Origin of the sequence: Halobacillus dabanensis (assembly GCF_900114165.1) — a bacterium.
Classification (GTDB): Bacteria; Bacillota; Bacilli; order Bacillales; family Halobacillaceae; genus Halobacillus; species Halobacillus dabanensis.
The window spans coordinates 16,587-37,085 of sequence record NZ_FOSB01000013.1 but is presented as its reverse complement, the minus strand read 5'-3'; the positions used below and the strand labels follow the sequence as shown (position 1 = coordinate 37,085).

Genomic DNA, 20,499 nt, shown 5'->3' with positions numbered 1-20,499 from the left:
AGAGATAAAGAGGTAGAACTATGAAACAACCTATTATATATACATTGTTATTCGTATTATTAACCGCTTCCGGTTGCTCCTTTATCGCTAATGCGAATGAGCAGCCAGAAAAAAAAGTATCAGATGAATCTTCTTTCTATGACGTTAAGATGGAGACGAAAATAGAAGAGTATGATGCTTATCATATAACAATCCATTATCCACAAACATCGAACAATCAGATTGATCAGACAATTGTTGACTATGTGAACCAGCAAAAAGCTCGTTTTAAAAAAGAAAGCTATAGGAGCAAGCGATCAAGTGAAGTGCAAGGATCGCATGAGCTGCATATCGATTTTGAAGTGATTCACCAGAATGCTCGCTTTTTCGTTGTAAGGTTTATCGAAACGATGGATATAGGCGGGGAAGAGCTCATTACAGATCAAACGGTAATGAATTTTGATAAGAAAATTGGTAAGAACTTGAATATCGGAGAATTGTTTAAAGATAACATTTACTATGTCGATCGTTTGCATGAATGGACGATTGAAAAATTAGAAGAAAACGAGAGTGAATATGAACAAACCTTCAAAGGGCTAGAAGCCACGCCTGAAACATATGAAAATATTGCGCTCCTTAACGATGGGATTATGGTTTATCTTGAAAACCCAGAAAACAAGGAAACTGTAGAAGTATTCCTTGAGCTTGATAAGGTATCTTCTCTACTGCGTTCCAGTTATGTGAAAGCTATTGATCAGCTTACTGAAAAAGACCAAGAGGCAGATATAGTGAAAGAAAGCATAAGCTCAGGGGAAATGAATAATTCTTTCATAGACAAGAACCTGAATTCCAACGAGAAGAAAGTTGCACTGACCTTTGATGATGGTCCTCACCCTAAAGTGACTACCAAGATCCTTGATATCCTCGATCAACATGAAGTGAAGGCGTCTTTCTTTATGATTGGTAAAAGGGTGAGCTATTATCCTAACATTGCACGTGAGGTAGGAATTCGGGGACATGAGATTGGTAACCACACATGGAACCATCCACGTCTTAATCGTTTGAGAGCAGCGGAAATCGATCATCAAATCTCCTCTACACAAAGAATTATTGAACAAGTGACCGGGCAACATCCTGACCTGGTTCGCCTCCCGTTCGGTGAGCCGGCATCAATCGCCTATAATGGTGATTTAAATGCTGTCCCTTGGACCATTTATTCGGAAAAATGGAGGGAACAGGAGCCTGTGACAATTGTGCAGGATATTCTATCGCAAGCAGAAGACGGGTCTATTATATTATTACATGATCTTGAAAACTATACGGTGGAAACAGTGGACTTCCTGTTGGAAAGGTTGAACTCAGAAGGTTACCAAGTTGTCCCAGTGGGAGAACTTTGAATGAAAATAAGTCTGGTGGAAGCTTTCCTCTAAACGATAAAACGCGTGAAATCAAGATTTCTCCATCTGATTTCACGCGTTTTTTATTTTTTGGTAATTTGAAGAGGGCAGTGAAACTTATTACTTCGTTTCCAACATTATGACTTTAGTCTAACTTCTCCTTGATCCATTTTCCCCAACGTTCAAATTCAACAAGAAATCCATCATGTCCGTAATCGGTCGGGATATGGTAATGGGAGGATTTTTCAGGATGTATGGCGAATTGACGGATCAATGAGTCTGGATATAATAAATCGTGTTCAAAGCTGAAAGTGTGTAGTTCGGCCTTATATTGTTTTGCAGCATTTTCCCAGCCATCACGCCCTCTGCCGATGTCATGATTATTCATTGCATCCAACAAGTAAAGGTAACTATTCGCATCAAAACGTTCTTTTATTTTGTCCCCTTGATAATCCAAGTAGGACTGAATTTCATAAGCATCTCCTGCTTTATGGGATCGGTCGAACCTTTTTTCGAAGAGGGGTCCACTTCTATAAGTGACCATCCCGGTCATCCTGGCGATTTCAAACCCATGGAGCTGTTCATTTGATTCGTAATTTCCTTCTTGAAAATTTGGATCACATTTGATTGCTCTTGCGCCAATATGATTGAAAGCAATACCATAATCACTCAAATAGGGGGTGGCAGCTAGTATGAATAATTTTTTCATATATTCAGGGTATAGGAGGCCCCACTCATATGCTTGCATGCCTCCGAGCGATCCCCCTGCCACAGCTTGCACTTCTTTGATGCCGAGAGATTGAAGAGCGGAATGTTGAGCATGGACCATGTCGCGAACGGTGACTTTCGGGAAATTTTGACGAAACGCTTTTCCGGTATTAGGATCGATACTCGCAGGGCCTGTGGAACCGTGACAGCCACCGAGGACATTGAAGGTGATGACTTGGTAACGATTTGTATCAATGGGGCAATCTTCACCGATTAACCCTGCCCACCAGCCTGGTTCTTCTTCTGACCCTATGGCAAGCTGGTTTCCGGTCAGGGCATGACACACAAGTATGACCGGGGCATCAGTCGGACCGCAGCGTTCATAAGCAAGTTCGACATTCGGCAATTGCTCACCAGACTCGAAGGTGAAAGAACCAATTGATATCGTCTTGATTGTACGTGGATGGCTGGTGGGATTTCTTAATGACATGCATCATTCTCCTTTCTTTTCTTTATACCGATACAAGGGATGTTGAAATGTCCTGTCCTGATCGAATACTAACAATCGCTTCATAAAGACTTAGTCCAGTAACAACATCTTCTTCCTCACTAGTGGCGTGTTTATATGACCATAAGATTCTTGGCTTGATTGCTTGTGCTATACTTCGATCCGCTTCATTCAAACCTTCCACATATAGGACATCCCAAGTTCCTTCCGGATGGTTCAAAGCTTCTTTTATGTCGGAGAGGAGGATGACATCGAATCCTAATCGAGCCAATTTCTTGCGCTCGTTCTCGAGGTGTTCGGATTGGACCACGCCGATGACTTTCTTTCTAATTTCTCCTCCGGAACGATCAAGGGAAGATTTTAAGGTCTGTTCTGCCAAATGTTTCTCTTTACCATAGGCCTTCTGATAACCGGTGGCATGTGAAATAGCTGCATCCAGGTCGTGGATTAAATCTTCTATTGATTCTAGCCCTACGGATAGGCGCACGAGTTCTTCAGAGACGCCGGATTTACTTAACGCGTCATCACTTAATTGCTGATGGGTGGTAGAAGCTGGGTGAATGATTAAAGATTTAGCATCGCCCACATTTGCAACATGGGACCAAATAGTCGTGTTATCGATCAATTCACGTCCTGCTTCTCGATCCCCTTTAATACCGAAAACAATAATCGAACCGTGGCCGTAATCAAAGTATTTCTCTGCTAATGAATGAGATGGATGATCTTTCAGCCCCGGATATTTCACCCAGTCGACACCTTCATGGCTTTGTAAATATTTAGCGATTTCTAACGCCTGATCCGCATGCTTATGGATGCGTAGATGAAGCGTCTCAAGCCCTTGTAATAATAAAAAGGCGTTTTGTGGACTTAAACATGCACCGATATCCCTGAGCAGTTGGACGCGGAGTTTGATCGCAAATGCTGCAGGTCCCACATCAATTCCGAATCGAATGCCGTTATAGCTTTCATCCGGTTCTGTAAAACCGGGGTACTTTTCATGATTCCAATCGAAGCGGCCGCTGTCGACGACGATTCCTCCAATGGCTGTTCCGTGGCCTCCTATCCATTTGGTGGCAGAATGGACGACAATGTCAGCGCCCCAGGCAATTGGCTTACATACATAAGGGGTGGCAAAAGTATTGTCGATAATTAACGGGATGTGATATTCATGAGCAACATCAGCGACAGATTCTATATCTAACACATTCAGACTTGGGTTACCGATCGTCTCTGCAAAAATAGCTTTGGTCTTCGGTGTAATGGCTTCAGCATAGGCTTCGGGATCGTTTCCATCAACGAAATGGACGTTGATTCCGTAGCGCGGAAGAGTATGGACGAACAAGTTGTAAGTCCCGCCATATAGTTGTGTTGAGGTGACAATATCATCTCCGGCACTAGCAACATTCAAAATGGCCATCGTAATGGCAGACATACCTGAAGCTGTAGCTACCGCTGCTACACCATCTTCGAGCAAAGCTATTCTTTGTTCAAAAACATCTACGGTCGGGTTACCGATACGCGTATAGATATTACCGGGTTCCGCAAGTGAAAAAAGATTCTGAGCATGCTCGGTATCATTAAACACATAGGATGTCGTTTGGTAAATCGGGACAGCACGTGATCCTGTAGCCGGATCTGGTTCCTGACCTCCGTGAAGCAGTTGCGTTTCTTGCCCATAAGTATGGAATGGTAAACTCATGATCAAAATTCCTCCTCTAGTTTTTTCTAGGTCATCCCTGAGTTATTTTACGAGGAAAAGGAAAAGCCCTCTTCTGTAAGTAAGAAGAGGGCTTTATGTATCTTATACCTCCCCTTATCTTTCAGATCACGTGATCTGTAGGATGTAGCACCTTTTCAAGGTCTTTCCTTGAAGGTTGCCGGGCGTCGTAGGGCCTAGTCCCTCTGCCGCTCTCGATAAGAGTTGTTTTGTATTCAATTATTCTGACTTGTTTGAAATTATAAACGCCCACCTCGGAATTGTCAAACAATTTCAATGCTGACTGGACGTTTGAACCTCCCTTATGATGGGAATGGATAATTAAGTCTATGAGATAGGAGTGAAGTTCATGAAACAATATAGTGTAGTACCTAATAAAGATGTAACAGGATGGTTTGTAAAGATTGAAGATGTCGCTCCGACAGACCTTTATGATGAGCGAGATACGGCGGTAGCAAAAGCGGAAGAAATTGCTAAGGAAAATAAGCCAAGCAAGTTGCAGATTTTAGATCAAAATCATGAAATAGAAGAAGAGCGAACGTATTAATAAAAAACTCCCCTCAGTGGGAGTTTTTTATTTGCTGAAATCTCTAAGGTGGCGGAAGTCTGTTAGTTTGAAGCTGTTGAATGATATCCTGAATGTTACATATTATTATTAAAAGTTGGGACTCTAATTGTATAGAAAATAAAATCAAAAGGAGTTTCAATTATATGTCTATTGCTGAATTGATAATTAGACTAGTCATCGCTTTTATTACTTTGTTAGCATTAACAAGATTAATGGGTAGAAAAGAGATATCTCAAATGACCTTTTTTAATTTTGTTTCAGGAATCGCCATCGGAACCATTGGCGCATTCTTAGCAATAGATTCCACCTTATCTATACGTAACGGAGTATTAGCGTTAATTGCTTGGAGTACATTTACCATCGCTCTTGGAATTATTGATATCAAGTCCAAAGCGATTCGTAAAGTCATAGAAGGCGAACCTAGGATAGTTATCAAAAAAGGAAAGGTAATGGAGGATGAACTCCGAAAAGTCCGTTTAGATATAGATGCATTAAATGCAAAACTTAGAGAAAAAAATGTTTTCTCTATTGCAGATGTAGACTATGCCATATTTGAAACAGATGGTAAATTATCTGTGATGAAAAAAGAGATCCAACAAACCGTTACTAGAAGTGATTTAAACATACAACAACAACATACAAATGTTTTTCCAACATCCACCCTCGTCGTTTCGGATGGCCAGATTGATAAAGCGAACTTGGAAAAATTAAATTTAAATGAACAGTGGTTGAATCAACAGCTGGAATCTGCTGGAATAACTTCAATTTCAGATGTATTCTATGCCTAGGTTCAGAAGGACGGTTCGTTATATATCGATAATAGAAACGACATGTGACACTAGGAAGGTTTAACTGACAAGGATTCCTTCATAAATTATTTATCTGCTTATTAGACTCCACTGTGTAAGTGGAGTTTTTGCTTACTTTCCTAGTGGAGGGATGGTGGTTATGGGTAGTGTTTTTGGGAGGCTGCCGTTAAGATGGAGGGAAAGGAAACGTGAGGGTGCATGCAGTGATGAGTGGAAAATATGATGTTGTAATTGTCGGGGCCAGGGTAGCTGGATCCAGTTTAGCGATACTGTTAGGCCAGATGGGGAAGAAGGTGTTGCTACTGGACAAGGCCAAATTCCCGAGCGATACATTATCTACCCATTTCATGTCCCATACTGGATTTCTAAAAAAGTTGGGTGTGCTGGAGCAGTTGGAAGAGTCGGGTTTAAGAAAAGTAACAAGAATGCGTACATATATAGGAAGCAGTTTCATAGAGGGACCTAGAACTTCCTATACCATTATTCCAAAACGTGACCAGCTGGATTCTGTTTTGATTGAAAAAGCTTTGGAGTTTCCAACGGTCACCTTTAAACCAAAAACTTCTGCACGGGCATTACTTTGGAATGGAAACAAGGTTACAGGAATTCGCGTGGAAGAAAATGGGGGAGAGGAAGAAATCCATGCTGGCTTAGTGGTCGGGGCAGACGGCAAAAATTCCAATATTGCTCATTGGGCAGGAGCGAAAATGTATAAGCAGACCGAGCCCCTTCGTCCTGTCATTTATGGATATTTTGAAGGAGTGGAGCCATTACGGGAACCAACAACGGAAATCTTCCTACATGAAGGGAGAATCGGCTTTGTTTTTCCCATGGAACCTGGACGGGATTGTTTAGGGATGGAAATCCATCCAGACGAATTTCGTACAATGATGCATCAGCCGGAACTCTCATTTAAACAAACGTTTGATCAATTATATGGCATGGCCGAGCGTATGAAAGAATCACGCTTACTAGGGAAAATCATCGGAACACCGGGGATGCCTAATTTTTTTCGGGAAGCGTATGACCATGGGTGGGCACTTCTTGGAGATGCCGGGCACAGTAAAGATCCCAGCACGGGTCTTGGGATTAATGATGCTTTCCTGCAATCTTTTCTTTTTGCAGATGCGTTGAAACAGATAGATAACGGTACACCTTGGTCTGAAGCAATGTCCGAGTACGCCAGAAAGCGGGATGAGCAGCTTCTGCCAGGATTCCAAATGACTCTCGACTATATTCAGAGCTTGAAAAAATGGACAGAAAACGAAGTAGCTTTATTTCAATCTATCGCTGCAAATCCGATGGTATGGAATAAACTTGTCCCGAAGTTATCTGGACATATCAAAAAAGATACAGAAGACTTTCCGCTCTTCTATCAATCGTTAAAAATGGAAGCGGAACACTTCGGTTATAAAAAGGAATCATAAAGAAAAAGGTCGAAATATATTAGGGAGGTGATAGAGATGGAATGGACTAAAACAACCGCATATGAGAAATTACAAGAGATTTATACAGATCGCGTCATGCAAGACGAAAAACGGAGGGTCTTTCAACAAGTGTATCGCCATCTACTGGAACATTTGGATGATCTCGCTGTCAAATCAGGGTTGAAAGAAAAAGCAGAGGAACAACTGAAATTCTTTAAAGAATATACATTTATGCCCGGAGATAATTTATTTCAGTCGATGCGTTACGTCTTTTTGATCGCGCGCGGGGAAAGGGAGAGAGATCCTGAAGAAACACGACAACACTTGAATCGTATCTATCGCTCTCTCTACCAACCGGCGGGGTTGAAAAATCCATATATCCCTGATTCATTTTGGGAGACGCCGCTTGGTGTGGCGTGTCTAGTTGCAGAAGAAGGGGTAGAAGCTGTTTACCCTGTATTAGATGAAGTAATAGAAGTAGAGAAAGTATGAATCATTTTAAAAGTCAGAGCCTTGAATGGCTCTGACTATATTTACGTCAATCGATAATAACTTTGAATGTGTTTGACCAATTTACCAAAGCGAGAATCTGTTTGAAGGTTTGAAAGTAGGGCTTTTATAATCGCTGGTCTTGGTGTTTCCCTATTTATTTCTTCTATTAGTACGTGGATCGTGTCCTTAACATCTTGCTGTTCTTCTCTGATGGCTAATTCATCAAGTTCCTCTACAATACTCTCTTTCTCATCACTTTGAAAGACTTGGGGGATTGTTTGTTTCATGATCTTCTCATCTATGACTGGTTGGTCATTATGGTTGATAAAACCGTCAACGATATAATCCGCCCGTTTCACCATAGCTTCAGATAATGCTTCAAAATCAAGGTTTGCCCCTTCAATGATGACTAAATCCATATATCCTTTGAATATCCCCTGAAGCATCAAACTCACTTCCCAAATAGATGACTGAATCCTCTCTTTGTATATGCTCTCTAAATGCTTTTTGTAAAACAAGTAAGAATTGATTCGCATTTGTGTGAGGAATTCTTCGATATTCTCATTGAAAGGGATGGCTTGTTCTCTGATTTGCATAATAATAAACTCTCTATGGTCGGCAATCTCCTCAAATGTGACTTGGAGTTGTTTGGTAAACTTTGTCCGTTCATCAACATCCAGGTTTTGAATATCTTCCATCCTCACTTGAATCCGTTGGTAATAATAATTGAATATTTGTAATAAGAGGGCATCCTTTGATTTGAAGTGAAGATAAAAGGCCCCTTTTGACATTCCGCAGGCGTTGGCTATTTCTTGAACAGAGGTCGAACTGAATCCCTTTTGGGCAAAAAGTTTGATTGACTGCTCTATGATATAAATAGATTTTTGTTCCATGTTTTCGCTCCTTCAATGCTCGGAAACATCGAGCATTTCATGTTTACCCCTTGACCTTTGACCACCCGGTCATTTATATTGTATATGGTTGTGACTAACTGGTCAATTAAGGGGAGAATAAAAATGAAGAGAATTATCGATTTTTCGATGAATAACAAATTTGCTATATGGTTAATGACAATCCTGATTACCGCTGCGGGTTTATATGCAGGGTTGAATATGAAATTAGAAACCATCCCTGATATAGAGCCACCGATAATTACGGTAACGACGACATATCCAGGGGCGACTCCGGAAGAAGTGGCTGATCAAATATCAGAGCCCATTGAACAACAGGTAAGTAACTTAAGTGGAGTGAAAACCGTTAGTTCCTCTTCCTACCAAAATGCTTCATCCATACAACTGGAATATAGCTTTGATAAAAGTTTAGATGAAGCAGAGGATGAATTGCAAGATGCGGTTAGCGAAGTTACCTTACCAGAAGACGCTCAAGAACCTTCTGTCTCAAGGCTGAACTTCAATGCATTTCCAGTGGTCAGCTTAAGTGCGATCAATGGAGAAGGATCTTTAGAGCAATTGACGAAAAATGTTGAAGAAAATATTGTTCCAGCGCTAGAGGGGCTAGAGGGTGTTGCAGATGTTCAAGTGTCTGGCCAACAGCTCGAGGAAGTTCGTATCGATCTTAATGAAGAAGCGCTTGATGAAAGAGGCCTTGATGGAGAAACGATTACTAGCTTGATTCAAGGGTCTGATGTTTCTTTCCCTCTAGGTTTATATACATTTAACGATACTCAAAAGTCTGTCGTTCTAGATGGAAACCTTACAAGTGTAGAGGAGCTAAGAGAATTACAAATTCCAGCTGTTCCTAGCGCATCCGGTGGAAGTCAAGGAACCGAGCAGATGCCATCCCAAGGATCAGAGGGATTACCACAAGGTGCTGAATCTCCACAACAGGAAGGACAAGCAGCTGATATGCCGGCACAATTGGATGGTATCCCTACGGTCCAGTTAGGTGAAATTGCTGATATAGAAGTAGTAGGGGAAGCAGAGTCGATTTCCAGGACAAATGGGGAAGATTCTATTTCCTTGCAAATTGTTAAGTCCCAAGAAGCGAATACAGTAGATGTAGTCAATCGTGTCAAAGAAGAAACAGCTTCATTCAAGGAAGAGCTGGATGGAGTTGAATTCATCTATTCCTTTGATCAGGGGGAGCCGATTGAAGAATCAGTCAGCACGATGCTGAATAAAGCTTTGTTTGGTGGTATTTTCGCTGTCCTTGTTATTTTACTCTTCTTACGAAACATTAAAACAACACTAATATCTGTTATATCTATTCCATTATCATTATTGATTGCGATTCTATTCTTGAACTGGATGGATATCACCTTAAATATTATGACCTTAGGGGCGATGACTGTAGCGATCGGACGAGTGGTCGACGACTCCATTGTTGTTGTTGAAAATATATACAGGCGGATGTCCTTATCTGATGAAAAACTTAAAGGAAAAGAACTCATTCGGGAATCAACAAAAGAAATGTTCATGCCGATTCTTTCCTCAACCTTAGTTACCATTGCTGTCTTTCTACCGCTAGGTCTTGTGGAGGGAACAGTAGGACAAATCTTCTTACCATTCGCCCTGACAGTTGTTTTTGCGTTGCTTGCTTCTCTAGTAGTAGCCATAACGATTGTCCCGATGTTGTCTCATTCTCTTTTGAAAAAATCTAAAGTCAAAGAACAACCACATGAAGAGAGCGCTGGCAAATTGGCACTTTGGTATAAGAAATTACTCAACAGCACACTGAATCATAAAATCATTTCAAGTATCGTGGCTGTTTTAGTCCTGGTCGGAAGTGTTGCACTTCTACCATTGGTCGGAACAAGCTTCTTACCAGATCAAGAGCAAAAAATGGTGATGGCAACTTACAATCCTGAACCAGGACAGACAAAAGAAGACGTACAAAGTATCGCTGAAAACGCACAGGAATTCTTCGTAGGTCGTGAAGGGACAGAAAACATCCAGTATTCCATCGGTGGGGAGAATCCGATGAGTCCTGGTGCATCCAATCAGGCGATGTTTTATGTGGAATATGCCGATGATACTGAAGAGTTCTCCGAAGAAACACAAAGAGTCATTGATGGTCTGAATGAACAAACCGAACGAGGAGAATGGGCAAGTCAGGACTTCTCCGGTACTGGTTCAAGCAGTGGACTTGAAATGCGCGTGTATGGCGATAATACGGAGGAAATTAAGCCTGTCGTAGAAAAAGTAGAAGCCTTGCTTTCTGAAGAAGGAGATCTGAGAAACGTAGATTCCAGTCTCTCTGAATCCTATGAAGAATATACACTAGTGGCAGATCATGAACGTTTGAGTGAACTTGGACTGACGGCTGCTCAAATTGGTATGGAGCTTGGGCAAAACCGTGAACAACCTGTGATTACAACAATCGAACGTGATGGAAATGAAATGAATGTGTATCTGGAAGTAGAGGAAGAAGACATTTCCGGCATTGATGATTTGACAGGAAAAGAAGTGACTTCCCCAACTGGCCAAACCGTAGCGATCAGTGAGCTTGTGGAAGTAGAGGAAGGAACAACAGCGGATACGATTACTCGTAGAGACGGGCGCGTATATGCAAGCGTAAGTGCAGAGATAACAGTAGATGATGTCGGGGCTGTTTCTCAGCGAGTAAACGAGACAGTACAGGATATTGATACGCCGTCTGGTGTGGATATCACACAGGGTGGTGTAGCAGAGGATATATCTGAATCCTTCTCTCAATTAGGCATAGCCATGCTTGCTGCCATTGCGATCGTTTACTTGATTCTCGTCGTTTTCTTTGGCGGAGGATTAGCACCACTCGCGATTCTATTCTCGCTACCATTTACAATCATCGGAGCTGTTTTAGGCTTGCTCATCAGCGGAGAAACGCTTAGTATATCAGCAATGATCGGGGCTTTGATGCTGATTGGTATTGTTGTTACAAATGCCATCGTACTCATCGACCGTGTTATTTATAAAGAAAAAGAAGGGCACTCAACAAGAGAGGCCTTACTAGATGCAGGTATGACACGATTACGACCAATCCTGATGACGGCCCTGGCTACAATTGGAGCCTTGCTGCCACTGGCTTTAGGTTTTGAAGGTGGATCAATTATCAGTAAAGGACTAGGGGTTACCGTTATTGGTGGTCTAGCAAGTTCAACGTTACTGACTCTCTTAATTGTGCCGCTCGCCTATGAAACATTGATGAAGTTCCGTAAAAAGAAATAAATGCAAACAATAGAATAGAGTTTGATAAAATAAGAACATCCTCACGTTCGTTGAGGGTGTTCTTTCTATATTGTCAGGGAATAACCATATAAAGAATTGTGGAGGTGTCGGAATGGAGCATTTTGAAATAACGATTGTCGGTGCTGGGCTGGCGGGGATTACGGCTGCAAGACGCTTGAGGAAGCAAGGACGGACGAATTTTGTTGTGACAGATAAAGGGAATTGTGTTGGCGGACGTTTAGCCACACGGTCGGTATCGGGTGGCCTTGCGGATCATGGAGCACAGTTTTTCACTGTAAGAACAGAGGAACTGGAAGAAGAGGTGCAAGGTTGGCTTCACAAAGGTTGGATTAAGAAGTGGTTCGGAGAGAAGTATGCCCGTTACACAGCGGTGCAAGGTATGAATGGATTAGCCGGGCATCTTGCATCAGACCTGCCTACCTCACTACATACAAAGGTAGTCAAGCTGCTCGAGAATGAGGGGGGGTACCGTGTTTATGGCGAAGATGGATCGGAATGGCAGTCAGATAAAGTGCTGTTGACAATGCCAGCTCCACAAGTGGTGGAACTTTTGAAAAATAGCCATGTGGATGTGGAAAAAGAGGAAATCAAACAACTGAAGAGTATACTATTTGCGCCGACATACGTAGGGATCTATCATTTCGATGGCGTGACAGACTTACCAGAAAGCGGACATGTAGACAGTGGTTTGCCGGATGGAGTGGAACGAATTGTCGATCACCGGAAAAAGGGAATTTCTTCTGAAACGATAATCAGTATATATATGGAGGCAGAGTGGTCCAGGAAGCATTATGGGGAAGACTATGTCATGAGCTTGATCAAAGAAAAAACAGAACCTTACCTTGACTGGGGACAAATGAAATCTGAACAATTAAAGCGGTGGAAGTACGCTCAGGCGAAAAAAGTGATGAGACAACCCTATGTAGATGTCTCCGGAGATGGCTGCTTGGTTGTAGCAGGGGATGCTTTTCTTCGGCTGAATGACGAAGCGGGCCGTACACGGTTTGAAAGTGCCTATCTCTCAGGCAAAGATGCCGCAGCTTACCTGAGCTGGTAACTTCTCTTATCTTAACAGTTTTCCAAGAATCACGTTGGGGTGGCGAATGGGGGATGGAAAGCGAGTCGATTCCCCCAAGCACCTTTCTCCATAGGATATCCAGGAGTTAAGTATTCTACTGTCCTGTCTCATTAGTGTTGTTAATGAGCGAAGGTTAGCTTGCTTTCGCTTCATATTTTTTCAGGCGTTTCACACGGGTGACGGTATAAAGAGCTAGCCCAGCCCAAATGAGAGTGAAAGAAACGGCGTGAACGCTCGTGAAAGGCTCATCATAGAGAAAAACCCCGATGATAAGCATAATCGTCGGCGCGAAGTATTGAAGGAATCCCACCATAGACAAAGGGATCCTTTTCGCCCCCGCGGAAAATAATAACAGTGGTATGGCTGTGACAATCCCGGCGCCAAAAACAAGAACGGCGGTCATGGATAGCCAATCGACCGAGGACCATTGCCCGGTTTGTTGTTGTACCAAAAAAATCAGAGCGATAGGGGTTACGATAAGAGTTTCAATCGTCAAACCGAACATCGCATTAAGCGGGACCAATTTTTTCAAAAGTCCATAAGAACCAAAGCTGAAAGCTAGTAACAAAGCTAGCCATGGAACGGAGCCAAAGTTCAGTGTCATATAAAGAACACCAAGCACAGCAAGCAAAAAAGCCACCCATTGGGCTTTGGAAAACTTCTCTTTCAAAACGACCATACCGAGCAGAATACTGACGAGCGGATTGATATAATATCCAAGACTTGCCTCAACAACATGATTCGTATTGACAGCCAGTATGTATGTAACCCAATTGATGCTGATGGTTAGAGAGGCAAGTGTAATGCCGATCAGCTGCTTTTTACTTCTCATAATACTACGGCATTCAGCAAGGAAGGCTCTATGTTTTCTAGCCAACAAGACGATTGCGCCCATAAAAACAAAGGACCAGATAATACGGTGGGCAAGTATTTCAAAGGCGGGGATTTCTTGAATAAGCTTCCAATAAATTGGCAGCACACCCCATAATATATAGGCACCTGCTGTGTACAAGATGCCGATTTTCTGTTCATCGATCATGGTGAGGACCCTTTCGTATTTTGTTATATATGTTCATCTGCTTTATTATAGCACCGATTAGGAAGGGAAGCTCAAAAAATGCACGCCGCATGGGTCGTGCATTTTTTGAGGGGAGAAAGGATGCTCGTTTTACTTATGCGTTCCGTGTCTTTCGAGGCGCTTGCTTTTCTTATAATGTGTCCGGCTGGTCATTTTGGTCACTTTCCTCTATGTGGGGAGGGACTTCGTGACCTTCTTCTATGGCTATTTTCATTAGAGGCTGTTTTGCCGGCCCTTCGACAACAGCACCATCATAGGAGAAGCGGGAACCGTGACATGGACAGTCCCATGTATGATCTCCGCTGTTCCATTCCACTTCACACCCCATATGAGTACAAGTTGTATCAAGGACGTGAAGTTTCCCTTCTTCGTCTCGATAAGCTCCAGCCCGTTCCCCTTTCCATTGAACAACCATTCCTTCTCCGCTCTTCAGGGATTTTGGTCGATCTGCAACGAGTTCAAGCTTCCCATCAACCAGATGGGTGGCGACATCGAAGTTTTGCGAGATGAATTGTTTCATGCTAGGGTCCGACTTGAAGCGGGATGGTTTAAATAGGTCATGGAATAGGGACTTTTCCCCTAACACATAAGCAGAGATGAGCTTGGCTGCAAGTGTTCCATTTGTCATCCCCCACTTACGGAAACCGGTGGCTATAAAGACACGTTCGTTGTTGCGGGTGATCGGACCGATATAAGGAACCTTATCGAGTGTGGTCAAGTCTTGAGCAGACCACTGGAACCATTTCTTTTTCACTCCGAAGGTTTCGGCAGCGAATTCTTCAAGAGCATTGTAGTGAAAAGAAGTATCAACCCCTTGACCTGTTTTGTGGCTTTCTCCACCAATCAAAAGGAGTGATGTTCCATTATAATCAGCGGTTCGAATAGACCGTTTAGGTTCATCGATGGATAGGTACATCCCTTCCGGAACATTCTTTTCAGGCTCAATGGCAATAACATAAGAGCGATCCGCATACATACGGCTGAAATATAGTCCTTTTCCATCATAAAAAGGAAAGTGACTGCATGATATCAGCTTTTCGCAAGCGACCGTGTAACCGTTCCCCGTTTCCACTTCAATGCGATCTTTTTCCTTTACGTCTATAGCTTTCGTATGTTCGTAAATTTCCCCGCCCATTTTCGTGAATTCCTCCACAAGGGCGGTTAAGTATTTAAGTGGATGAAAACGAGCTTGGTTCTTCATGCTTAAGGACTTGGTCGTTTCTATATCGAATGGCAGTGAGTTGTCTGTTCCACCTGGTATTCCCAGTGCCTGATAAGCTTCATACTCTTTTTCGAGCTTATGGGCTCCTTTTTGTGACGTTGAGAATAGATAAGCATCTTCTTTCACCCAGTCACAATCGATTTGGTATTTATTGATCCATTCCTCGATGGAATCTAAAGCACTCATCTGAGCTTGATAATAGAGAGAGGCTTCCTCTTCACCGAAATGCTTTATCAATTCATGGTAGATGAGTCCATGTTGTGCTGTCACTTTAGCAGTCGTGTGGCCAGTTGTTCCGTTTAACAACACATCGGATTCAATGAGGGTGACTTTTTTTCCGGCTTTGGCTAATAAATAAGCCGTTGTAACCCCGGTTATACCTCCTCCGACAATAGCAATTTCTGTCGCTGTATCTTCTTTTAATGCTTTGAATGTTGGTAATGATTGATTTGCACGCCATAAAGGTTCTGGCTGAGTCCATTTCTGATGCTTTTCCATAAGTACCCTCCTGAAGACTCTTTTCTCTCAGTCTCTCCTGCTCGTATGATTTCATGTATTTCCTATGGGAAATTAACAATATATAGGCTTTATAGTATAATTGTTATGGTATATACATCCGTGTGAAAGTGGGGAGCATCTATGGAAGTATTTGTGGCACGCCAACCGATTCTGACTGTGGAAAATGATGTCTATGGTTATGAACTGTTGTATCGGAACAGTGAGGAAAATCGGTTTGTTCCAATGGATGGAAGTCAGGCTACATCCGAAGTATTGATGAATAGCTTCTTTACCATCGGGTTGGATCGCTTATCTGAGAACAAACCTTGTTTCATCAATTTCACAGAAGATTTACTGCTTGAAAAAGTGCCTGAATACTTCAACCCTGACCAGCTTTTCGTTGAAATTCTTGAACATGTCTCCTTCAGTATGGACATAATCAAGGTTTGTCGGGAGCTAAAAGAAAAAGGGTATAGGATTGCTCTTGATGATATCATTAATATCGATCAGCCTTCATTATTTGAACTACTCCCTTATGTCCATATATTGAAAGTGGATATCCGCTCCGTAACGGATGAAAATCGTAAAAAAATTATTCAATTAGCAGAAGAATACGATTTGAGGTTGTTAGCTGAAAAAGTGGAAACTAATGAGGAACATCAGCGTTGTGTAGCGGAGGGCTTTTCTCTTTTTCAAGGTTTTTATTTTAGCAAGCCTGTTATAGTGAAGGGGTTGGATATCCCGTTTTTTTCTTCTACCTATTTTCAAATGATCAAGGAACTGTCTCTTTCGGAAGATGAGATCAATATTGAAAAAATGACGGGGCTGTTAGAGCAGGATATCGGGCTCACTTACAAGTTGCTGCGTTTGATCAATTCCTCGCAAAGGCGGACGAAAGTACCGATCCGATCGATTAAACAGGCTGTCGTGCTATTAGGACCAGAAAGTCTAAAAAAATGGTTGTATGTACTGTCTATTGAACAGACATCCACCATACGAACGCCGCAATCACAGCTTGTTATAAAAACGAGTTTAGTCCGAGCGAAGATGTGCGAACAAATTGCTGTTCGAATACGGGCGAAAGAGAAGTCGGACGGTTATTTTTTGACAGGGTTCCTTTCCCTGGTGGATGTGATGGTTCAACGTCCCGTAAATGAGGTGATCGAATCCCTGCCGTTAGATGAAGGGATAAAGCAATGCATGCAGGGATGTAAGAATGCATATCGAAAAGTATTGGATCTCGCAATAAGGATGGAAAAGGCTGATTTTGAAGGCCTGGAATCTATCTTGAAAAACGATCATCTCTCATTCACAGAAGTATTTGAAATATATGGCCAAGCAATTGCCTGGACGGAAAAACTTTATCAGGATCATTTTAAGGTGAAGGTGAAAGGTTAGACAAGAATCAATCTCAGTGATATATTGGGGTTTGTTGCTCTCCAAACGGGGAGTAATTTTTTTAGTTAAACATTACCTAGGTAACGAAAGGGGAATTGTATGAGCTTGTTGTTTCACCATATCCAACAATTATCACGCGAAATAAATCAATATTTGAATACCGCCCTTGAAGGGGAAGAAATATTCATGTCTCATTGGGCTGTTTTATTTCAAGTTTCTTCAAATGGCGGCTGTATTACTCAAGCAGAGTTGAAGGAGCGCTTGAATATAGAAGCACCTCCTTTGTCACGGGTGATTGCTAAATTAGAAACATTAGGCTATATCCAGAAGTATAAAAGTGAAGATCAGAGAACGAATGATATTTCTTTGACCACACGTGGAAAAGAACGGTATCCGCATTGGCAGCAATCCATCCAAAAAGCAGAGGCACGATTAATCGAGAGGTTAGGCAAGGATAGGGAAAAAAAGCTTGAAAGTGATGTAATTAATTTATCCCAATTGGTTTCTGAAGAAAGGAGGAGGTTGTAATGAGTAAAAAACCACGATTGTGGACAAGGAGTTTCCTCAACGTTTGTGCAAGTAACTTTTTCGTTTTCTTAGTCTTCTACCTCTTGTTTGTTACGATGCCTATCTATGCGATTGAGAGTATCGGTGTAGAGGAAGGGGAAGCTGGGCTGATCATTACAGTTTTCTTATTAGCTGCGATTCTTATCCGCCCTTTCACTGGCCAATGGATCGAGACTATTGGAAGAAGACCAATAGTGGTCCTTGCTTTAGGAATCTTTCTCCTAAGTTCTGCTTTATACTTACTGTTTGATTCCTTTGTCCCTATCCTTGTCATCCGCTTCATACAAGGGATTGGATTCGGAATGGGGACCACTGTGCTTGGAGCATTAGCTGCAGACGTTGTCCCAGATTCACGAAAAGGGGAAGGTCTTGGTTATTTTGCAATGTCTATGAATTTGGCAATGGTCATTGGACCTTTTATAGGACTGACATTAAGTCAAACAATGGGGTATATCTTCATGTTCATTGTATGCCTGTTATTTGCCGGAATTGCGTTCATAGGTGGACTGACCATACGCGCGCCGAAAAATGAGCTTTCGCAGCAAAGAAGTCTGGTGCCGAGTCTGCACAATCTTTTGGAGAAGCCGGTTATACCTATTGCATTGACTGGTGCACTAATGGCGCTTGCCTATTCAGGGGTTCTCTCTTTCGTTTCGGTTTATGCCAATAACCTCGGAATGAGTGGGGCAGCCAGTTACTTTTTTGTCGTCTATGCAGTGGTTCTATTAATCTCAAGGCCTTTCACGGGAAAGTGGTTCGATCAATACGGAGAAAATGTGATCGTTCTCCCATCCATTGTCATCTTCGGAATTGGCATGCTTGTGTTAAGTTTTGCTCATTCTTCGTGGATCCTTCTATTATCCGGAGGATTGATCGGCTTGGGTTGGGGTACCCTCGTGCCAAGTTTCCAAACCATTGCCCTGAAAAAAGTTCCCGAACGTGCGGGGGCTGCGACAGCGACGTTTTTTACTATTTTTGATATCGGTATGGGAGTAGGATCTTACGTAGTTGGGGCCATAGCGACAGGAATCGGATTTTCATCATTGTATTTCAACAGTTCTTTCATCATTTTCGGTGCAATAATACTTTATATAATGGTTCATGGAAGAAAAGTGAAATCGAACACGAAACCTACCATCGAATATAGTAGTTAAGAAGGAGGACTAAACCTCCTTCTTTTGGTAAAATTTACTGGAAGCGCTTACAAAGGAAAGGTGGAGTCCATTGTGAAGAAAAAAGAGAAACAAATAGAGACATCGATGATCCATTCCCATCAAAACAACTCGCAAGAATATAAGGGGAGTTTGACTACACCCATTTTTCAGACCTCTACATTCTCATTCGCTTCCGCAGAAGAAGGGGCGGGGAGATTTGCGGGAGAAGAGGAAGGTTTTATTTACACAAGGCTTGGAAACCCAACTGTCAAAGTCCTTGAAGATCGAATTTCCACCCTGGAACGAGGAGAGCGAGGATTGGCCTTTGCCTCTGGTATGGCAGCTGTATCAGCGGTTTTAATTGCATTAACTAAAGCGGGGGACCACGTTTTATGTTCCAATGGTTTATATGGATGTACTTATGGATTACTTCGAATGTTTGAAGACAAATATGACATCTCCCATGACTTCAGTTACATGGAAACCGAAGAGGAACTACGGAAAAAAATCACAGCGAAGACGAGTTGCATTTTCATTGAAACGCCTATTAATCCAACGATGAAAGTCATCGACCTTTCGATGGTCGCACGTGTGGCGAAAGAGTACAACATCCCTGTGGTAGTTGATAATACTTTTTGTACTCCATACTTGCAACGGCCATTAGAGCATGGGTGCGATATAGTACTGCATAGCGCCACCAAATACATCGGGGGACACGGGGATGTCATAGCGGGTTTGGTCGTAGGCAGAAAGGAGTTCATGGATGAGCTGGCGATGTCGCAACAGAAGGACATCGGTGGTGTGCTATCACCGTTCGATTCCTGGTTGTTATTAAGAGGTATCAAGACGTTACATGTCCGTATGGACCGTCACAGTTCTAACGCTAATAAGATAGCAGAAAAGTTGAGCCATCATCCTAAAGTTAAAAAGTTATATTACCCTGGACTTGAGAATCATGATTCTTCTGCCATTGTCCAAAAACAAATGAAAACGGGTGGGGGTGTCCTTGCTTTTCAGCTAGATGGATCGAAGGAAGAAGCACAACGTTTTATGAATCAACTGAAGTTAATACAAATAGCTGTTAGTCTAGGTGATGCCGAAACTTTAATTCAACATCCTGCGACAATGACCCATGCAGTCGTTCCAGAAGAAAAACGGAAAGAGATGGGGATTGGTGATTCTCTCATACGCTTATCCGTAGGGCTCGAGTCTGTCGAAGACCTTTGGGATGACTTGGAATTAGCACTTAACCAAATTTGATCATTTGATATCTTGTCTAAAACTTACGTCCACAAAAAGCTCAGTTGACCTGGGCTTTTTTATTATACTCTCGTCCTTATCCCACCAACACTTCTTAAGCAAAATGGCAGTATTCTGGAAGAATTGATTTCGAGATGTTTTGGGGTTCGTTGCCTGGTTGAGCGACAGGGCGGCTGGGAAGCTACTCGCTTTCCTGTGGGGGAGTGGTGAGCTTCCTCGGACTTCGTCCTACGGGCTCTCACCTATCTCCTTTCTCCCACGGGAGTCTCGCAGCTTCCCAGCCACCCCATTCGATATATGTGAGTAACGAACTACTTCACCGAGGCAGGCTGTCTTCCACTATCCTGTTGTTATAAGCGTAAATCGCTCTATAACAGGCTTTCCGCGTGCAGAATAGCTTATTAGGAGCTCATTCTTCTCCAATTACCATGTGTATGAAGCAGCTTTTTCCG

16 protein-coding genes, 1 riboswitch and 1 other annotated feature (1 of these 18 cut by a window edge) are annotated in these 20,499 nt (G+C 42.4%); of the genes, 11 read left to right on the top strand and 5 right to left on the bottom strand.

Annotated elements, in window-relative coordinates:
- The first annotated feature begins 20 nt into the window (after window positions 1-20).
- Window positions 21-1,376, top strand: coding sequence for a polysaccharide deacetylase family protein (locus BMZ58_RS17895; protein WP_075037916.1), 1,356 nt, complete (start codon window positions 21-23; stop codon window positions 1,374-1,376).
- Between the two features lie 145 nt (window positions 1,377-1,521).
- Here BMZ58_RS17895 and metX read toward each other — a convergent pair whose 3' ends face one another.
- Window positions 1,522-2,574, bottom strand: coding sequence for a homoserine O-acetyltransferase MetX (gene metX, locus BMZ58_RS17890; protein WP_075037915.1), 1,053 nt, complete (start codon window positions 2,572-2,574; stop codon window positions 1,522-1,524).
- A 22-nt stretch (window positions 2,575-2,596) separates the two neighbouring features.
- On the bottom strand, window positions 2,597-4,291 hold the full coding sequence (locus BMZ58_RS17885) for an O-acetylhomoserine aminocarboxypropyltransferase/cysteine synthase family protein (protein ID WP_075037914.1): 1,695 nt from the start codon (window positions 4,289-4,291) through the stop codon (window positions 2,597-2,599).
- A 111-nt stretch (window positions 4,292-4,402) separates the two neighbouring features.
- A riboswitch (SAM riboswitch) is annotated at window positions 4,403-4,513 on the bottom strand.
- Between the two features lie 145 nt (window positions 4,514-4,658).
- On the opposite strand from BMZ58_RS17885, the gene BMZ58_RS17880 reads away from it, so the two are divergent.
- The 4 genes from BMZ58_RS17880 to BMZ58_RS17865 all read left to right on the top strand — a co-directional run bounded on the left by BMZ58_RS17880 (window position 4,659) and on the right by BMZ58_RS17865 (window position 7,605).
- Window positions 4,659-4,856, top strand: coding sequence for a DUF2188 domain-containing protein (locus BMZ58_RS17880; protein WP_075037913.1), 198 nt, complete (start codon window positions 4,659-4,661; stop codon window positions 4,854-4,856).
- Window positions 4,857-5,020: 164 nt separating this feature from the next.
- On the top strand, window positions 5,021-5,665 hold the full coding sequence (locus BMZ58_RS17875) for a YetF domain-containing protein (protein WP_075037912.1): 645 nt from the start codon (window positions 5,021-5,023) through the stop codon (window positions 5,663-5,665).
- Between the two features lie 227 nt (window positions 5,666-5,892).
- On the top strand, window positions 5,893-7,113 hold the full coding sequence (locus BMZ58_RS17870; RefSeq protein WP_075037983.1) for an NAD(P)/FAD-dependent oxidoreductase: 1,221 nt from the start codon (window positions 5,893-5,895) through the stop codon (window positions 7,111-7,113).
- Window positions 7,114-7,149: 36 nt separating this feature from the next.
- Window positions 7,150-7,605, top strand: a complete 456-nt coding sequence (locus BMZ58_RS17865; RefSeq protein WP_075037911.1) for a hypothetical protein — start codon at window positions 7,150-7,152, stop codon at window positions 7,603-7,605.
- A 41-nt stretch (window positions 7,606-7,646) separates the two neighbouring features.
- On the opposite strand, the gene BMZ58_RS17860 is transcribed toward BMZ58_RS17865, so the two are convergent.
- Window positions 7,647-8,498: a TetR/AcrR family transcriptional regulator gene (locus BMZ58_RS17860; RefSeq protein WP_075037910.1), complete on the bottom strand. Its 852-nt coding sequence runs from the start codon at window positions 8,496-8,498 to the stop codon at window positions 7,647-7,649.
- A gap of 123 nt (window positions 8,499-8,621) precedes the next feature.
- Between BMZ58_RS17860 and BMZ58_RS17855 the strand changes: the two genes are divergently transcribed.
- Entirely contained in the window at window positions 8,622-11,771 is a 3,150-nt protein-coding gene (locus BMZ58_RS17855; protein ID WP_075037909.1) for an efflux RND transporter permease subunit, read from the top strand.
- 112 nt (window positions 11,772-11,883) lie between these two features.
- Window positions 11,884-12,849 (top strand): NAD(P)/FAD-dependent oxidoreductase, encoded by a 966-nt coding sequence (locus tag BMZ58_RS17850; protein ID WP_075037908.1) that lies wholly within the window; start codon window positions 11,884-11,886, stop codon window positions 12,847-12,849.
- Between the two features lie 154 nt (window positions 12,850-13,003).
- Here BMZ58_RS17850 and rarD read toward each other — a convergent pair whose 3' ends face one another.
- Together rarD and BMZ58_RS17840 are read right to left on the bottom strand one after the other, a co-directional pair.
- Window positions 13,004-13,909 (bottom strand): EamA family transporter RarD, encoded by a 906-nt coding sequence (gene rarD / locus BMZ58_RS17845; protein WP_075037907.1) that lies wholly within the window; start codon window positions 13,907-13,909, stop codon window positions 13,004-13,006.
- A gap of 169 nt (window positions 13,910-14,078) precedes the next feature.
- A complete protein-coding gene (locus BMZ58_RS17840) occupies window positions 14,079-15,668 on the bottom strand; it encodes an FAD-dependent oxidoreductase (protein ID WP_075037906.1) in 1,590 nt (529 codons plus the stop codon).
- 141 nt (window positions 15,669-15,809) lie between these two features.
- On the opposite strand from BMZ58_RS17840, the gene BMZ58_RS17835 reads away from it, so the two are divergent.
- From BMZ58_RS17835 to megL, 4 genes are all read left to right on the top strand, one after another.
- A complete protein-coding gene (locus BMZ58_RS17835) occupies window positions 15,810-17,066 on the top strand; it encodes an EAL and HDOD domain-containing protein (RefSeq protein ID WP_075037905.1) in 1,257 nt (418 codons plus the stop codon).
- Window positions 17,067-17,165: 99 nt separating this feature from the next.
- Complete coding sequence (locus BMZ58_RS17830; protein ID WP_075037904.1) at window positions 17,166-17,594, top strand: MarR family winged helix-turn-helix transcriptional regulator; 429 nt, start codon at window positions 17,166-17,168, stop codon at window positions 17,592-17,594.
- Entirely contained in the window at window positions 17,594-18,787 is a 1,194-nt protein-coding gene (locus BMZ58_RS17825; RefSeq protein WP_075037903.1) for an MFS transporter, read from the top strand. The genes BMZ58_RS17830 and BMZ58_RS17825 overlap by 1 nt, the downstream gene beginning before the upstream one ends.
- 72 nt (window positions 18,788-18,859) lie before the next feature.
- Window positions 18,860-20,047, top strand: coding sequence for a methionine gamma-lyase (gene megL / locus BMZ58_RS17820; RefSeq protein WP_075037982.1), 1,188 nt, complete (start codon window positions 18,860-18,862; stop codon window positions 20,045-20,047).
- A 387-nt stretch (window positions 20,048-20,434) separates the two neighbouring features.
- Window positions 20,435-20,499, bottom strand: a sequence feature (16S ribosomal RNA rRNA prediction is too short) (it continues 209 nt past the right edge of the window).

Excerpts from the sequence above, each read along its gene's own strand:
- BMZ58_RS17880 (WP_075037913.1), top strand. The coding sequence starts at position 4,659 with ATGAAACAATATAGTGTAGTACCTAATAAAGATGTAACAGGATGGTTT.
- rarD (WP_075037907.1), bottom strand. The coding sequence starts at position 13,909 with ATGATCGATGAACAGAAAATCGGCATCTTGTACACAGCAGGTGCCTAT.
- metX (WP_075037915.1), bottom strand. The coding sequence starts at position 2,574 with ATGTCATTAAGAAATCCCACCAGCCATCCACGTACAATCAAGACGATA.
- BMZ58_RS17875 (WP_075037912.1), top strand. The coding sequence starts at position 5,021 with ATGTCTATTGCTGAATTGATAATTAGACTAGTCATCGCTTTTATTACT.
- BMZ58_RS17830 (WP_075037904.1), top strand. The coding sequence starts at position 17,166 with ATGAGCTTGTTGTTTCACCATATCCAACAATTATCACGCGAAATAAAT.
- BMZ58_RS17825 (WP_075037903.1), top strand. The coding sequence starts at position 17,594 with ATGAGTAAAAAACCACGATTGTGGACAAGGAGTTTCCTCAACGTTTGT.
- BMZ58_RS17870 (WP_075037983.1), top strand. The coding sequence starts at position 5,893 with ATGAGTGGAAAATATGATGTTGTAATTGTCGGGGCCAGGGTAGCTGGA.
- BMZ58_RS17885 (WP_075037914.1), bottom strand. The coding sequence starts at position 4,291 with ATGAGTTTACCATTCCATACTTATGGGCAAGAAACGCAACTGCTTCAC.
- BMZ58_RS17860 (WP_075037910.1), bottom strand. The coding sequence starts at position 8,498 with ATGGAACAAAAATCTATTTATATCATAGAGCAGTCAATCAAACTTTTT.
- BMZ58_RS17840 (WP_075037906.1), bottom strand. The coding sequence starts at position 15,668 with ATGGAAAAGCATCAGAAATGGACTCAGCCAGAACCTTTATGGCGTGCA.
- BMZ58_RS17855 (WP_075037909.1), top strand. The coding sequence starts at position 8,622 with ATGAAGAGAATTATCGATTTTTCGATGAATAACAAATTTGCTATATGG.
- BMZ58_RS17895 (WP_075037916.1), top strand. The coding sequence starts at position 21 with ATGAAACAACCTATTATATATACATTGTTATTCGTATTATTAACCGCT.
- BMZ58_RS17850 (WP_075037908.1), top strand. The coding sequence starts at position 11,884 with ATGGAGCATTTTGAAATAACGATTGTCGGTGCTGGGCTGGCGGGGATT.
- BMZ58_RS17865 (WP_075037911.1), top strand. The coding sequence starts at position 7,150 with ATGGAATGGACTAAAACAACCGCATATGAGAAATTACAAGAGATTTAT.
- BMZ58_RS17835 (WP_075037905.1), top strand. The coding sequence starts at position 15,810 with ATGGAAGTATTTGTGGCACGCCAACCGATTCTGACTGTGGAAAATGAT.